This window comes from Pedobacter changchengzhani, assembly GCF_004354365.1.
In the GTDB taxonomy this organism is placed as follows: domain Bacteria; phylum Bacteroidota; class Bacteroidia; order Sphingobacteriales; family Sphingobacteriaceae; genus Pedobacter; species Pedobacter changchengzhani.
In genome coordinates, this window is sequence record NZ_SJCY01000003.1 from 261,883 (window position 1) to 276,307 (window position 14,425).

At 33.8% G+C, this 14,425-nt stretch carries 14 protein-coding genes and 1 other RNA gene; 7 read left to right on the forward strand and 8 right to left on the reverse strand.

Annotated features, from left to right (window positions below):
• Nucleotides 1–20: 20 nt before the first annotated feature.
• Nucleotides 21–1,454 carry an ATP-dependent DNA helicase gene (locus EZJ43_RS06245; protein ID WP_133261824.1) on the forward strand — a complete coding sequence of 478 codons (1,434 nt, stop codon included), beginning with the start codon at nt 21–23 and terminating at the stop codon, nt 1,452–1,454.
• Between the two features lie 119 nt (nt 1,455–1,573).
• Here the strand turns inward: EZJ43_RS06245 and EZJ43_RS06250 are convergent, their stop codons facing one another.
• Complete coding sequence (locus EZJ43_RS06250) at nt 1,574–2,419, reverse strand: CvfB family protein (protein ID WP_133261825.1); 846 nt, start codon at nt 2,417–2,419, stop codon at nt 1,574–1,576.
• A 447-nt stretch (nt 2,420–2,866) separates the two neighbouring features.
• Here EZJ43_RS06250 and EZJ43_RS06255 point away from each other — a divergent pair, with 447 nt between their 5' ends.
• The 6 genes from EZJ43_RS06255 to EZJ43_RS06280 all read left to right on the forward strand — a co-directional run bounded on the left by EZJ43_RS06255 (nt 2,867) and on the right by EZJ43_RS06280 (nt 8,807).
• Nucleotides 2,867–4,603, forward strand: a complete 1,737-nt coding sequence (locus EZJ43_RS06255; protein WP_133261826.1) for an ABC transporter ATP-binding protein — start codon at nt 2,867–2,869, stop codon at nt 4,601–4,603.
• On the forward strand, nt 4,587–6,347 hold the full coding sequence (locus EZJ43_RS06260; RefSeq protein ID WP_133261827.1) for an ABC transporter ATP-binding protein: 1,761 nt from the start codon (nt 4,587–4,589) through the stop codon (nt 6,345–6,347). Before EZJ43_RS06255 ends, EZJ43_RS06260 begins: the two co-directional genes overlap by 17 nt.
• A 69-nt stretch (nt 6,348–6,416) precedes the next feature.
• Nucleotides 6,417–6,755, forward strand: coding sequence for a type II toxin-antitoxin system RelE/ParE family toxin (locus EZJ43_RS06265; RefSeq protein WP_133261828.1), 339 nt, complete (start codon nt 6,417–6,419; stop codon nt 6,753–6,755).
• Nucleotides 6,737–7,051 (forward strand): helix-turn-helix domain-containing protein, encoded by a 315-nt coding sequence (locus tag EZJ43_RS06270; protein WP_133261829.1) that lies wholly within the window; start codon nt 6,737–6,739, stop codon nt 7,049–7,051. Before EZJ43_RS06265 ends, EZJ43_RS06270 begins: the two co-directional genes overlap by 19 nt.
• A gap of 368 nt (nt 7,052–7,419) precedes the next feature.
• On the forward strand, nt 7,420–8,331 hold the full coding sequence (locus EZJ43_RS06275; protein ID WP_133261830.1) for an SRPBCC family protein: 912 nt from the start codon (nt 7,420–7,422) through the stop codon (nt 8,329–8,331).
• Nucleotides 8,328–8,807: a luciferase domain-containing protein gene (locus EZJ43_RS06280; protein WP_165953092.1), complete on the forward strand. Its 480-nt coding sequence runs from the start codon at nt 8,328–8,330 to the stop codon at nt 8,805–8,807. Before EZJ43_RS06275 ends, EZJ43_RS06280 begins: the two co-directional genes overlap by 4 nt.
• Here the strand turns inward: EZJ43_RS06280 and EZJ43_RS06285 are convergent.
• The 7 genes from EZJ43_RS06285 to EZJ43_RS06315 all read right to left on the reverse strand — a co-directional run bounded on the left by EZJ43_RS06285 (nt 8,755) and on the right by EZJ43_RS06315 (nt 14,404).
• Entirely contained in the window at nt 8,755–9,138 is a 384-nt protein-coding gene (locus tag EZJ43_RS06285; RefSeq protein WP_207924577.1) for a helix-turn-helix domain-containing protein, read from the reverse strand. The two genes, EZJ43_RS06280 and EZJ43_RS06285, sit on opposite strands and share 53 nt — an antisense overlap.
• A gap of 93 nt (nt 9,139–9,231) precedes the next feature.
• Entirely contained in the window at nt 9,232–9,630 is a 399-nt protein-coding gene (locus EZJ43_RS06290) for a hypothetical protein (protein ID WP_133261831.1), read from the reverse strand.
• Nucleotides 9,620–10,189, reverse strand: coding sequence for a hypothetical protein (locus EZJ43_RS06295; protein ID WP_133261832.1), 570 nt, complete (start codon nt 10,187–10,189; stop codon nt 9,620–9,622). Before EZJ43_RS06295 ends, EZJ43_RS06290 begins: the two co-directional genes overlap by 11 nt.
• A 146-nt stretch (nt 10,190–10,335) precedes the next feature.
• Nucleotides 10,336–10,703, reverse strand: a transfer-messenger RNA (tmRNA) gene (ssrA, locus tag EZJ43_RS06300).
• A gap of 304 nt (nt 10,704–11,007) precedes the next feature.
• Nucleotides 11,008–12,456, reverse strand: coding sequence for an asparagine--tRNA ligase (gene asnS, locus EZJ43_RS06305; RefSeq protein WP_133261833.1), 1,449 nt, complete (start codon nt 12,454–12,456; stop codon nt 11,008–11,010).
• An 814-nt stretch (nt 12,457–13,270) separates the two neighbouring features.
• Nucleotides 13,271–13,795 (reverse strand): ferritin, encoded by a 525-nt coding sequence (locus tag EZJ43_RS06310; RefSeq protein WP_133261834.1) that lies wholly within the window; start codon nt 13,793–13,795, stop codon nt 13,271–13,273.
• A gap of 249 nt (nt 13,796–14,044) precedes the next feature.
• The gene (locus EZJ43_RS06315; RefSeq protein WP_133261835.1) at nt 14,045–14,404 is read right to left on the reverse strand and encodes a hypothetical protein; all 360 of its coding nucleotides are present in this window, start codon (nt 14,402–14,404) and stop codon (nt 14,045–14,047) included.
• Nucleotides 14,405–14,425 lie beyond the last annotated feature (21 nt).

The following is a 14,425-nucleotide window of genomic DNA, read 5'->3' on the forward strand; positions in this document are numbered from 1 at the left end:
TATGTTGTAATTCGCCTTAAATGATCCTCGATAAAAGCTCACTCATTGCCAACGCTTACCAACATACGCCCACTAAAGAGCAACTACTTTTTTGCGAGCGGATGTCGGTTTTTTTGCAAGAAGAAGATGAACATCGTTGCTTTATTTTAAGAGGTTACGCAGGCACCGGAAAAACCACATCGGTAGCGGCGTTGGTAAAAGTATTGGCAAACTTTAATTTTAGAAGTGAATTGTTAGCGCCCACGGGACGCGCAGCAAAGGTAATGAGCCAATATTCATATCGTAAAGCCTTAACCATACACAAACGAATTTATAGAAAGCGCTCTTCTACTTCGCCCGAACTTCAATTTCAACTCGCTCCAAATTTATCAGAAAACACTGTTTTTATTGTCGATGAAGCTTCGATGATTTCAGATGAATACAACGATACGGGATCATCAATTTTAAAAGATTTATTAGAATTTGTTTACAATGATAAAAACTGCTTACTGCTTTTTGTGGGCGATACAGCACAATTACCTCCCGTTGGAAGTTTGGATAGTCCGGCTTTAAACGATGTACATATAAAGGATAAATTTGCTTTAAAAGTTACTTCCATTGAGCTAAAAGAAGTGGTTCGGCAGGAAAAAAAATCGGGTATTTTAGCGAATGCTACCATGTTGCGGAATCAGATTATAAAAAATCCAGAAAACCCATTGCCAAAATTCCTCACTAAAAATTATAAAGATATTTACAACATGGCAGGCGCCAGATTGGTTGAAGGTTTGGAATATGCGTATAGAAAGTTTGGTATGGAAAATACGCTGGTGGTTTGTCGCTCCAACAAATCGGCCAATATTTACAACGAGCAAATTAGGGCACGGTTGCTATACAGAGAAGAAGAATTAACAGGTGGCGACCAAATTATGGTGGTTAAAAACAATTATTTTTGGTTACCCGAAAATGAAGAAACTGCCTTCATCGCGAATGGCGATATGGCAAAAGTAATTCGCGTTAGGAGTGAAGAGGAACGATATGGATTCCGTTTTGCTGAAGCAACTTTGGAGTTTATGGATTTTCCGGCTGCGGGCCAAATTAGTTGTAAAGTGATGTTAGATACCTTGGCTTTGGAAACCGCAAACTTACCTTACGAAGAAAGTAAAAAGCTTTTTGATGGGTTAAATGAAGATTATTCGCACATTGCAAATAAGCGCCAAAGAATGCTTGCCATTAAGCAAGATCCATTTTATAATGCTCTGCAAATTAAATTTTCTTATGCCGTTACTTGCCATAAAGCACAAGGCGGGCAATGGGATGCAATATTCGCCGATCAAGGGTATTTAACCGAAGAAATGATAGATCTCGATTTTTTAAGGTGGCTATATACCGCGGTAACCCGCGCCAAAAAAGAATTGTATTTAGTTAATTTTGCACCTCAACTTTTTGCAAAAACAGCACAGGAAGATTATTTTTAAAATTGTACCTCACCAATAAAAATTTAGCCACGTAAACACAAAAAAAGCACGGAAAATAAAGTTAATTATCCGTGCTCATCCTTTTTATCTGTGGTTAAAAATAACTTAAAAACTAGCGCTTATTCTGCTTCCTCATCAGTAATCAACCTAATAGAATCATCAGATAACTGTATCAAGCGTTCTTTATATAACGAACCAATCGTTTTTTTAAAAGCACTTTTGCTAATCTGAAAACGATGGTAAATCTCTTCCGGCGAACTTTTATCGCCTAATTCTATCACACCACCACTTTTCTTAAGTGCGCTCAACATCATCTCTTTAGAATCTAGAATATGTCCGTAACCACTTGGCTGTAAAGTTAAATCTATTTTGCCCTCTACACGAATTTTCTTAATCCATCCTTTACGTAAATCGCCGGGTTGGATATTGTCAAAAACCTCGTTGTTATATAATAAACCAATATAAGTGTTGTTAATAATGGCATTAAAACCTAAATCTGTCTCTTCTGTAATTAATAAACTAACCTCATCGCCTTCTTCAAAATCGAAGGTATTTTCCTCAACAAAATCATATAATTTAGACGATGCCAATAACCGGTCGTTACTTTCATCTAAGTGCACATAAACTACATATTTGTAGCCCTTCTGCATTGGCCTTTTCTGCTCTCTTACAGGCACATAAACATCTTTATCAATGCCTAAATCCATGTATGTACCGTCTTCTCCATCAGAAACAACTTTCAAAAAAGCAAAATCACCAACTTCGGCATAGGCTTTTTGCGTGGTTCCCGTTAAGCGACCATCTTTTTGGATGTACACAAACACTTTTACATTGTCGCCAATTTCTAAACCGCTCGGCACATATTGGAAAGGTAATATAACCAATTTATCGCCATCCGTTAAGTTTAAACCTGCTTCAGTTTTGTTTAAAACTCTTAATTCGTTGTATTTTCCTACTTCAATCATAATTTTGGGTTAACCATTTTCTTCAATGGTTTTTACAAAGGTAAGCATTGTTTAATAGCAAATAGATTTTTAATCATTCGAAAAAGTACATCAGTTTTTCATCGGAAGAGGCAGTCGGGCTGTTCGCTAAATCTTTTTGTAATTTGAGTTAACAACTTTCTTGCTATCGTGCTATTAAAGTTGTTAACGTTCAAAAAACAAAAAGTATAACGCTTCCATCCCGTTTATAAATAATGGGCAGTGCAAAACACCTAATAATGCTGTGCAAATCGTATATTGGTTTAATTTATATCCGGCTTCTGCATCCAATTATTTCTTAGTTGGAGCGTTTGCGTTAAATGAACCTACTTTCGCTTATTATTATTCCATTTCTTTTAATTAATTCAATATTACATACAATCCAAATAATTGGATTAAATTTGAGTTTTACAAAATATCATCGATAAAATGTCAAAACCAAAAGAAGCTAAAAAACCAAGTGTTTTTAGTTTACTTGCATCATACAAAGGCTTAATTTTTCTGCTTATTTTCTTTGCACTTTTAAGCAATGGAATAAATTTGTTGCTTCCTAAAATTATAGCCGAAGGAATTGATTCATATACCAATAAAACGTTCCATTTAAACACCATTTTATTTCAGTTTGCACTGGCAATTATATTGGTTTTTATTTTTACCTACCTGCAAAGTATCGTACAAACGTATGCTTCAGAGCGCGTTGCACGAGATTTAAGGACAAAACTTTCTGATCAAATTTCCAGACAGAGTCATGCTTACATCACCAAAGCAAACCCATCAAAGTTATTAACCAACCTCACTTCAGATGCCGATTCGATAAAAATGTTTGTTTCGCAAGCCATAGTTTCTATCGCTTCTTCTATCTTTTTAATTTTTGGGGCGAGTATTTTATTGTTAATCATTAATTGGAAACTGGCACTATGCGTAATCGTAATTGTTCCCATTATTGGTGGCGCATTTTTCTACGTTTTGAAAAAAGTTAAAGTGCTTTTTATAGAAAGTAGAGCGGTTATAGATTGGTTAAACAAAGTAATTAGCGAAAGTATTTTAGGCTCGGCGCTTATTAGAGTAATTAATTCGCAACAATTGGAGTACAATAAGTTTTTAGATGCAAATGCCAAAGCGAGGAATTTGGGCCTATCTATTTTGCGTCTTTTCGCTGCGCTAATTCCTATTATTGTGTTTGTTGCCAATCTTTCCGGATTATCAATTTTGGTGCTAGGTGGCCATTTTGTAATTAACGATACCATGACTTTAGGCGAGTTTGCGGCTTTTAACAGTTACCTATCGCTCATTCTATTTCCAATATTAGTAATTGGCTTTATGAGTAATGTGATTGCACAGGCGTCGGCATCATACCAAAGAATTGAAAGTGTTTTAAATGAGCCCCGAGTACAACACCCAGGTACTTTATTAACTAAATTAGTTGGCGATGTTGAAGTGCAGCATATTTCATTAACTGCCGACCAAAAACCAATTTTAAAGGATATTTCTTTCACTGCAAAAGCGGGTACAAAAACCGCCATCATTGGGCCAACTGCTGCCGGTAAAACGCAGTTGCTTTACATTCTTACAGGTTTGGGCGAACCAACACAAGGTGAAGTACTTTTCGATGGTGAAAAAATAGATCAATACAATCAAGAAAATTTTCATCAGCAAGTAGGATTTGTTTTTCAAGATAGCATTATGTTTAACATGAGTATTCGAGAAAATATTGCTTTTAGCGATATCATTACCGATGAATCATTAGAAAAAGCCATACAAACTGCAGAATTAAAAGATTTTGTAAGTGCATTGCCCGATCAATTAAACACAATAGTTTCTGAACGAGGAAATAGCTTATCGGGCGGGCAAAAACAGCGGATTATGTTGGCTAGGGCATTGGCCATCAATCCTAAAATTTTGATATTGGATGATTTTACAGCTCGCGTTGATACCAATACGGAGAAAAGAATTTTAGAAAATATTCAGAAAAATTATCCTGGTTTAACGCTTTTATCTGTCACCCAAAAAATTGCATCGGTTGCACATTACGATAAGGTAATTCTGCTTATGCAAGGCGAAATTATTGCAGAAGGAACCCATCAAGAATTGCTGAAAACGAGCCCAGAATACATTCAAATTTACAATTCACAACAGAGCACAAGCAATTATGAATTACAATCTTAACGCGCTTTCTAACGAGCAAGAAAAGCAATCTACTTACCAAGCGCTTAAAAGATTACTTAAATTAATCGCTGCTGAACGTAAAACCTTGTGGCTGGCTTTAATTGCTATTATATTAAACTCGGGTTTACTTTTAGTTGGCCCGCTTTTAATTGGTTACACGATAGATAACTACATCAGAACGAAAGATTTTCATGGCGTTTTAATGTTTGGGGGCATTTTATTGTTGGTGTATATAACTGCAATGTTTACAGGCTATACGCAAACCAACTTAATGGGTGGGGTTGGTCAAAGGATGCTTTTTACTTTACGTAATGCTATTTTTAATAAGCTTCAAGAGTTGCCCGTTTCTTTCTTTAACCAAAACAAAGCTGGCGATTTAATTTCGAGGGTAAATAACGATACTGATAAACTGAATCAATTTTTCTCGCAATCTTTAATGCAATTTATTGGTAGTATTATTACCATAATTGGTGCCGGTATTTTCTTGTTGAGCATTAATACTGAACTCGGGGCTGCAACACTTTCTCCAGCCATTTTTATTGTGCTTTTTACAATCGCTTTATCGCCATGGGTGAAAAGGAAAAACGCGAAAAATTTAAAAAGTGTTGGCGGTATGAGTGCCGAAATACAGGAAAGTTTAAATAATTTTAAGGTAATTATCGCTTTCAATCGGAGAGATTATTTTAGGAAACGGTTTAATGAAGTAAATGATATTAATTATAAAACTGCAATAGGTGCGGGTTTGGCAAACAATATTTTCGTGCCAGTTTATGGCTTGCTTTCGAGCATTGCGCAATTAATTGTACTGCTCTTTGGTATTCATTTAATTGTAATTGGTAGCTTCTCTTTAGGTTTATTGGTGAGTTATATTGCTTACGCTACTAATTTTTATAATCCGTTAAGACAATTGGCTGCACTTTGGACAAGTTTTCAGGTAGCAATGGCAAGTTGGGATCGGATTTCTCAAATTCTGTTGCTAAATAACGACTTACAACAAGTTGAAAATGATAAAACAATTCATTCTGATGCTTTATTAGAATTTAAAAATGTTCATTTTTCTTACGATGATGCTAAAGAAATTCTCCATAACATTAACCTAAAATTCGAAAAAGGTAAAACTTATGCACTAATTGGGCCGACTGGTGGTGGGAAAACAACAACAGCTTCGTTAATTTCTCGTTTGTATGACGCAACCAAAGGAAATATTTTACTCGATGGAAAAGACATTCGCTCTTATACGCCAGCGCAGCGCACAAAGAAAATCGGTTTTATTTTGCAAGAACCGTTTCTGTTTACTGGAACGGTGAAAGATAATATACTTTATGGCAATAGCGATTATCAAAATGTTACCGATGAAGAACTGGAAAAAATAATTGAAGATGCTAACCTAAATGCATTATTGGCCATTTTTGATGAAGGCTTAAATACTAAAATTACAGCTGCTTCTGATGATATAAGTTTAGGTCAGAAACAGTTGATTGCTTTTATGAGAGCCGTTTTACGTAACCCAGAATTGCTAATTTTGGATGAAGCAACAGCTAATATTGATACGATTACCGAGCAATTGTTGAGCAGTATTTTAAATAAATTATCGAAAGAAACCACATTGGTTATTATTGCACACCGTTTAAATACCATTGAAAATGCCGATGAAATTTATTTTGTAAACGATGGCGAAGTACAAAAAGCAGGCACATTAAATGAAGCTTTGGAGTTGTTGCTAAAGGGGAAAAGAGTGAGTTAGGTAATCGTGCGTTATTGTGGTCCTCGAATATTTTTAAAAAAGTAATTAATTGATTACATTTGTAGCGGTATGAGAAGAGTAGATTTTACCACAGAGTTTAAGCTATTTTTAGATAATGCAGATGAAAATGTTAAAACTAAAATAGAATATATTTTAGATTTGCTAATTAGCCAACCTGTCATAAATTCTAAAATAGCCAAAAGGCTTGTAAACACCTATTTATACGAAATTAGAATACAGCTAAATAATGAGTACCGAATATTGTGTTTTACTATAGATCACGATAACATTACCCAAGCAAGATACATTATTTTTCTAAGTGTATTTATTAAAAAATCTACAAAAGATTACGAGAAAGAAGTAAAAAAGGCAGTTAAAATTCTTGAGCAATGGACAGACCAAAAATAGATTTAGAAAAGATAGAGCGAGATAGCCATAGCGCTAATAGTTATTTGGATGATAAGTATGGAAAAGAGACAATGCCGAAACGTGAAGAGTTTAGAGCAAAAGCATTAGCTTTTTATTACGGTGAATTTATTAAAGAAAAACGCAAATCGCAACATTTAACCCAGCAGGAGCTAGCTGAGCGGATTGGTGTAAAACGGCCGTACATTGCAAAAGTAGAAAAGGGAGAAACTGATATTCAACTATCTAGCTTTTTGAAAGTTTTACAAGGGTTAGGTTTAAACCTAACTATAAACTGATTATTCAACTAATTAATACGATATATTTCTAAAAAATTAGGCTAAATATCAAGGTGTTTTACTTCGATAAGCTATGTTCACTATTTAGGTAGTTAGTACGAATATAGATAACCTAATAAACGACTAAAATACAACGCAAGTTAATGGGAGAACTAACGCAAGTATTACTTTGCAAATATTAACCTAAAAAATTGAGTAAAATGTTATTGATAGTGAGTCCATAAGACAAGAAGGGAGAAATACTAGTAGCGAAGGTTTGGAGTTGTTGTTAAAGGGGAAAAAGGGTGAGTTAAATAAATTATTTTTATTTTCAATAACTTTTGAAAGTTTAATAATTTATCGTTAGGTTTGATTAAACCAAAATTAATATGATTTCTGAAGAATTTAAATCTAATAAATTGTTAGGGTTTTTAATCCCTAATATAGTAGTATTGGCTATTGTCGGTGTTAATAAAGCACTAAATTCAGATAGTAGTGGTGTTTTAGTGTATTCACAATTTGTAATTTTACCTATTCTGTTAGGAATTATTAGCGCTTGGTTCTGGCGAGATTTAGCTCTTAAAACGAAGACAATACTTGGTTACTCCCTAATTAACAGTTTTATTGCCATTTTATTAAGTTATGTTTTCTTACGTGAAGGTGTAATCTGCTTAATCATTGTATCGCCACTTATATTTGTATTTGTGATTACAGGGGCATTTATTGGTAAAATGATGTTTAAAAAGAAAAACCAAACCTTAAATGTGAGTATTGTTTCACTACTTCTTATTGCGTTCATCAGCGATTCTATTTCTGATCACAATTATGAAAATATGGTGGCTGATGAAATTGTAATCAATGCATCGCCAGCAAAAATTTGGAAAAATGTGGTTGCTTTTGAAAAAATAGAGCAACCAAATAATTATTGGTTATTTAAAATAGGTATGCCAAGTCCGATGGCTACAACGGTTACCGATTATAAACTAGGGGCAGGACGCAAGTGTATTTTTAGTAATGGCTACGTATTTGATGAAAAAATAGTGACTTTTGACGTGAATAAAGATTTGACGTTTGATATTGTTGCTCAACCTCAAGACCCTGAAATTATGGGACATATTGACATTCAGCGAGGGCAGTTTTTATTAAAGGATAATGGAAATGGTACAACAACGCTGACTGGCAATAGCTGGTACAAATTAAAGGTTTTCCCGATCTGGTATTACGATGTTTGGGCTGAAAGCATTACTAGAAATGTGCATTTACGGGTGATGGATCATATTAAAGAGTTGAGCGAAAAATGATATTTTCATTTGTGGTTAAACGTTTGGGTTTTATAAAATCTATCCCTTTAACGGCGCTCATTTTTGATAGTGGTTTAAAGCTGTGGCTGTTTATCTCAAAATCAGAAAAGTTGGATTGGTTTGATGATCTTGAAGAAGAAATATTGAATTGGAATGGCGTAACCATAAGCTTGCACAAATTTGGAGGAACTCAATTCAATTATGGCAAACATGAGATTGGCCACTTGCACAGTAATGGCATTTTAGACATTCTATTCGATAAAAAAACGAAGGCTGAACTTATTGCCACGGGCAAAGCAAAAGCACATCACGTATTTAATAATTCAGGTTGGATTAGTTTTTATATTGAAAAAAAAGATGATTTGCCAGATGCGATAAGTTTGCTTAGAATGAGGTATGATAAGATCGTTAGTAAAACTATGATTACCTCAAAAGCACTTCTGCAGGAATTCCCAATTTTTGATGCAACACTTTAGCAATTTTTAAAGTAAGTGGCTTTTTACCACCTAACAAGGCACACACATATCGCTCACTTCCAGTCCAGCTTATCAAATTTTTACTTTTTAATCCATTCTCGTCCATTTTAATTTTAACTACTTCCAGTGTATTAGGAACTAGAATAGCGTAATTTAAATCTTCGAATTGTTTAATGAGCGAAAGTGCAACTTGTAATTTTTCACCTTTCTTACTTTCTGGATGAACTGCCAAATCAAATTGGATATCAATGCAATTAAATAATTTTTTGTATTCTTTTTCGGTTTTAATAATCTGTAAATCCATAATTATTTTGAATGGAATTGTTTCCACATCAATTTGATCGTAAAATAATCTTATTTAGTAAGTAGATAAATTGTTGTAAAAAGGCCAAATTAATTACTGATGTAAAAAATTGAGGTTAAATTAGAATGGCAAGTTGTCTTCTTCATTATTTAGTTCAATCTCCTTATTTCCAATAACTTCGTCACTTTTAATTGACTTCAAAAGTTCATCCATTGTTTCATCAATTTTATAATATTCGTTATTTGCTGCTTGATGAAATTCAGTTAACAGCTGAAAGTCTTCAATTGTAGAGCTATTGTCTGTTATATATTTTTGAATTGCAGTTCCATTATTATTGAAAACTACAACCTCAAAATGCTCGTCCCAATTATTTTGGAAGGAAGAAATTGTCATCGAGATACCATCCGACACAGAAATTTTAAATTGTGAGTCACTACTTCCTTTATTCCAAATAGCTTTTTTGTTTTTTGTTTTTTCTGTTAACAATTTTATCAGTTCAGCAAGTTTCTCAGGTATCATAATTGTGGGTTTTTAATTTTATTTCAACGCTTAGGAATAGAGTAGATAAATCTTCTAAATGTTTTATAACAGTTGCTTTATTTATAGAACTGCCTAAATGTGCTGTTTGGAAATTATATAAATCTAAGTTAAAATTATCAAAAACACCCTTGAATTGTTTTCTGGACACAAGTGCATGATATTTCTCTTGATTTCTTAAATTGTTTATTATAATTTTTAAATCTTTCATTCTAAGAATACACATGTCAATCTTATTATCTCGCAAATAACCCATTATTTCATCGACCATGGCAGCTTTTCTTGATAAGTCAGATAGAGTAAAGATTTTATTGTTTAATTCGATACTTTGGCCAATTTTTTTATTGGTCTCATCTGAAATTGTTTTTATCGAAAGAATTTGAAAATATGCAATTAATATTCCTAATAAAGATAAAAGAAAACCGATAATAGACAATACATTTATAAATGTTCGATCATTTACTGGGGTGAAAAAGAGTAAAATTGTAAATAAAATTACTGAGCCTAGCGCAGAGATTAAAACCTTATATCTAAAAGTCACAAGATAAAGGTATAAAAATTCTCGTATTTTTTTGCTTCCAAATGGTAAGTTAAGGAAATCGTGAAATGAATAAAAAACACCCAACTACACTTTTGTTGGTGTAAAATTGAGTGTTAATTTCGTAGCTACTTGATTATAAAGCTACTCTGTGGAGCCGAAGGGAGTCGAACCCTTGTCCAGTTGTGTGAAGTATTAAATCTTCTACATGCTTATTTTTCAATTAATTTTCGGGGATTAAACGGGCTGAAAACCGACCTTACTTAAAACCTTAGGTACTTTATCTCACCGTGCGTCATACCTAAACACGGCCAGCTTTGTTATTTCGATGCCCCGGTTTCTAGTCTAACAATGCAGCAACTAGAGGGACAAAAGCTAGATAGTTCTAAACTATGCAGCTAAGGCGTAAGTATTTTCGCCAACTAAAATTGTGAACGTTCTCTTTTAAGTGCTCTCCGTACAACGCACTGCATGCTAACGTAATCTACGCCACCCTGTCAAATCCAAAAACGGCCCCAATTGAGTTCAAAGTCAAAAGTGTTTACCTCCTTATTCCTTGTTCTTACCCGCAAAGATACAAAAACTCTGCCAGTGTCATCGATGTTAACCAAGAAATTGGTCAATAAAAAAGTCGGGGACAAGCCCCAACTTTTGAAATTATGGTATTTGATACTTAAAAGAATAGCCATCAAGGAGTTAAGCAAATTAAGAGGCAATGATGTCGATCTTTTTCCAACTTACTTAGCGCGCTATATATTTACGAGCGCTTTTAAAAGTCCCCTTCAGGGCCTGCCAGCCGGTCAGGCAGGGATTTAGGGGTTTTAAAACTCTGCATTTTTAGGAAACCTTGGAAAAGCAATTACATCACGAATATTCGTCATACCGGTTACGAATAGAACCAACCGCTCGAAACCTAAACCGAAACCTGCGTGTGGAGCAGAACCGAATTTTCTAGTGTCTAAATACCACCACAATTCATCCTGTGGAATGTTTAATTCCTCCATACGATTGGTCAATTTCTCCAAACGTTCTTCACGTTGCGAACCGCCAATCATTTCGCCAATACCAGGAAATAGAATATCCATCGCAGCAACCGTTTTTCTACCTTCGGCATCTGGCTCATTTTGTCGCATGTAAAACGACTTAATATCAGCAGGATAATCCGTTAAAATTACTGGCTTTTTGAAATGTTTTTCTACTAAAAAGCGTTCGTGTTCGCTTTGTAAATCCGCTCCCCACTCATCAATCAAATACTTAAATTGTTTCTTTTGGTTTGGTTTAGATAATTTTAAAATTTTAATTGCTTCTGTATATGTTAAGCGCTCAAAATCGTTAGCCAAGCAGAAATTTAATTTCTCTAATAAACTAAAATCACTGCGTTCATTTTGTGGTTTTTGTTTATCTTCTTCTGCTAAACGTGTGTTTAAAAATTCTAATTCTTCTTTGCAGTTGTCTAAAGCATATTTAATTACATACTTCATCATGTCTTCTGCAAGTTGCATGTTATCTTCTAAATCGGCAAAAGCAACTTCGGGCTCAATCATCCAAAATTCTGCAAGGTGACGGGTTGTATTCGAGTTTTCGGCTCTAAAAGTTGGTCCGAAAGTATAAATTTGGCCGAAAGCCATTGCTGCCAATTCGCCTTCTAACTGACCAGAAACCGTTAAATTGGTTGCGCGTGCAAAAAAGTCTTGAGAGAAATCCACTTTTCCGTCTTCTGTACGGGGCGTATTGTCAAAATTTAACGTAGTCACTTTAAACATTTCACCTGCGCCTTCTGCATCACTTGCGGTGATAATCGGCGTGTGCATATATACAAAACCACGGTCGTTATAAAACTGGTGAATGGCAAAAGCCAATGCGTGACGAACCTTAAAAACCGCATTAAAGGTATTGGTTCGGAAACGCAAATGCGCAATTTCTCTTAAAAATTCTAAGCTGTGTTTTTTAGGTTGTAAAGGGAATTTCTCAGGATCGCTATCGCCTAAAATCTCTACAGATGTGGCTTTAATCTCTACAGTTTGTCCTTTCCCTAAAGATTCGATTAATTTACCTGTTGCAGCAATCGCAGCACCCGTTGTAATTCTTTTCAACAACTCATCTGGTAAATTATTAAAATCGATTACCACCTGAATGTTGCTCATGCAACTTCCATCATTTAAAGCAATAAACTGATTATTTCGGAAAGTTCTAACCCATCCCATAACCGTTACTTCTGTATCAAACGCAGTCGATTTTAATAAATCTTTAATTTGTTGTCTCTTAATCATATCGATATTTGTAAAAGGTGCAAATTTAAGAAAAAATAATTCAGTTTTCAGTCAACAATTTGCCTAAAACGGATGCGTTTAGCACAGTTCAGAGTTTGAACCCATCGTTACCTTTTCAATCATCTGAGAATAATTGAGCGAATAAAGTAAGCGTTTGCATCCTCATTAAAAAGAAAAATTTTCGCAGCGTGGGTGTTGCAATTATAAAAGTAAAAAATAGCAACGAAGAAAAAGTTTAGCTGTTCTTTTTTGTTATGTATAAAAAATTTATTTAAAGAGAAATTGATTATTTTATTGATTTAATTTCTCTATTTATCGTTAAATACTGAAATTTCGTGTGTATATCTATCTTTTTAGTGGTTTTTTATTTAGAATAGAAGGTTATTTTGAAAAAATACCGCTATAAGTGATATTTTTTTCATTCTTTTACATTTATTGTCTTAATATTGATTTTTTATTATAATTATGAACTAAATATTAAGTGTATTTTCTTTTTTTAGTGTTTTTTATTTGAAATGTTTATAATTTTTATCTTTTATTGCGAAAATAATTGCTTTTACTGATTTTATTTGTACTTTTGTGATGCTCGTTAATTATTATTTTATATTTGGTTTTAAAAAAGGCGCCGGAAACGGCGCTTTTTTAAAAAACTATTAAAAAGACTTATTCATAATCAACATAAATCAAATAAACTAGCCTAAAAAAGCTTCATAGTGTAAAACTATTGGAGCTTTTTTGCTTTAAAATTGTTTGAAATAAAAAAAAAGTCGCCTTTTTTAATAAGGCGACTTTTAATTTCGTGATTGTTAAATTATTATTCTGAGTACGCAATGTTGTTAACATGCTTATCAATTTCCCATCTTCCGGTGCCTTCTTCGCCTATCACATCAAATAATTCCAAAGCTCTGCGGGCTTTATATTCTTCTTCACGTTGCTCTTTTAAAAACCAGTTTAAAAATTCAACGGTTACGAAGTCTTGTTCTTTATGGCATCTGCCAGTTAAATTTTTTATGCTTTGGGTAATTGCAACTTCTGCTTCTAACGCATCTTCAAAAACCTCTCTAAAACTGGTAAAGTCTGTTTTTATCCCCGTAACTTCAGGAGAAATTGCATTTCCACCCATGTCTAAAACATATTTAAATAGTTTTAATTGGTGCATACGCTCTTCTTCGGCTTGTTTTGCAAAATAATCTGCTGAAAAGTCAAATCCATTTTGATCGCACCACGATGACATTGATAGATATAGTGAAGACGAATGGGCTTCCTTTTGTATTTGCTGGTTGAGAAGTGTTTCAATCTCTTGTGAGATTAAACTTTTTATGCGCATTAAATCTTTCATATCTTTTCTTTCTTGATACAAATGTAACACCTTTAGGGATGATTTGTGTTGTTTATCTGTAATATGAAATTAGTCTAAATTGCTGTAAAGCAAGTATTTGTAATGAGTTTAAATAAGGTTAGTGTCCAATTTTCTCTTATACCACTGATAGGCAATGAAATGACTTATTATGACAGAGATTTCCAACATTCGCATCGAAGGTTGAATAGCCTGTACGCATTAGTTATTTATAGAAAATTTAGAATGCCCCTAATAAACTAAGCGACGTAAACAATCGTTAATTATCAAATTTAACTTAAACATTGTAAACGCACCCTGCATTAATTCTTTAAAAGCAATAATTTCTAATGCATTTAGTAAATAAATATGGTCGCAACCGTTAAATGTAATCAATTCGAAATCTGCTCTGTTCGTATCTAAAAGCAGTGCTTCTATATCAACACACTCTATAATCGTCTTTAGTTTTTTTAATGATGAACAATTATAACGAGCGAACTTCCCCCCAAAATCTACATAAAAGCAGTTTAATTTATCAGATTGATATACCGAGCCATTATCGGTCGAGAAAACGTTAATCAGTTGGTTAATATCGACACATGCTTTTTCCATTGGCTACAAAAATGACTATTA

Bases quoted from the DNA above. Each gene is read 5' to 3' on its own strand.
- EZJ43_RS06245 (WP_133261824.1), top strand. From the start codon at position 21: ATGATCCTCGATAAAAGCTCACTCATTGCCAACGCTTACCAACATACG.
- EZJ43_RS06250 (WP_133261825.1), bottom strand. From the start codon at position 2,419: ATGATTGAAGTAGGAAAATACAACGAATTAAGAGTTTTAAACAAAACT.
- EZJ43_RS06255 (WP_133261826.1), top strand. From the start codon at position 2,867: ATGTCAAAACCAAAAGAAGCTAAAAAACCAAGTGTTTTTAGTTTACTT.
- EZJ43_RS06260 (WP_133261827.1), top strand. From the start codon at position 4,587: ATGAATTACAATCTTAACGCGCTTTCTAACGAGCAAGAAAAGCAATCT.
- EZJ43_RS06265 (WP_133261828.1), top strand. From the start codon at position 6,417: ATGAGAAGAGTAGATTTTACCACAGAGTTTAAGCTATTTTTAGATAAT.
- EZJ43_RS06270 (WP_133261829.1), top strand. From the start codon at position 6,737: ATGGACAGACCAAAAATAGATTTAGAAAAGATAGAGCGAGATAGCCAT.
- EZJ43_RS06275 (WP_133261830.1), top strand. From the start codon at position 7,420: ATGATTTCTGAAGAATTTAAATCTAATAAATTGTTAGGGTTTTTAATC.
- EZJ43_RS06280 (WP_165953092.1), top strand. From the start codon at position 8,328: ATGATATTTTCATTTGTGGTTAAACGTTTGGGTTTTATAAAATCTATC.
- EZJ43_RS06290 (WP_133261831.1), bottom strand. From the start codon at position 9,630: ATGATACCTGAGAAACTTGCTGAACTGATAAAATTGTTAACAGAAAAA.
- asnS (WP_133261833.1), bottom strand. From the start codon at position 12,456: ATGATTAAGAGACAACAAATTAAAGATTTATTAAAATCGACTGCGTTT.
- EZJ43_RS06310 (WP_133261834.1), bottom strand. From the start codon at position 13,795: ATGAAAGATTTAATGCGCATAAAAAGTTTAATCTCACAAGAGATTGAA.
- EZJ43_RS06315 (WP_133261835.1), bottom strand. From the start codon at position 14,404: ATGGAAAAAGCATGTGTCGATATTAACCAACTGATTAACGTTTTCTCG.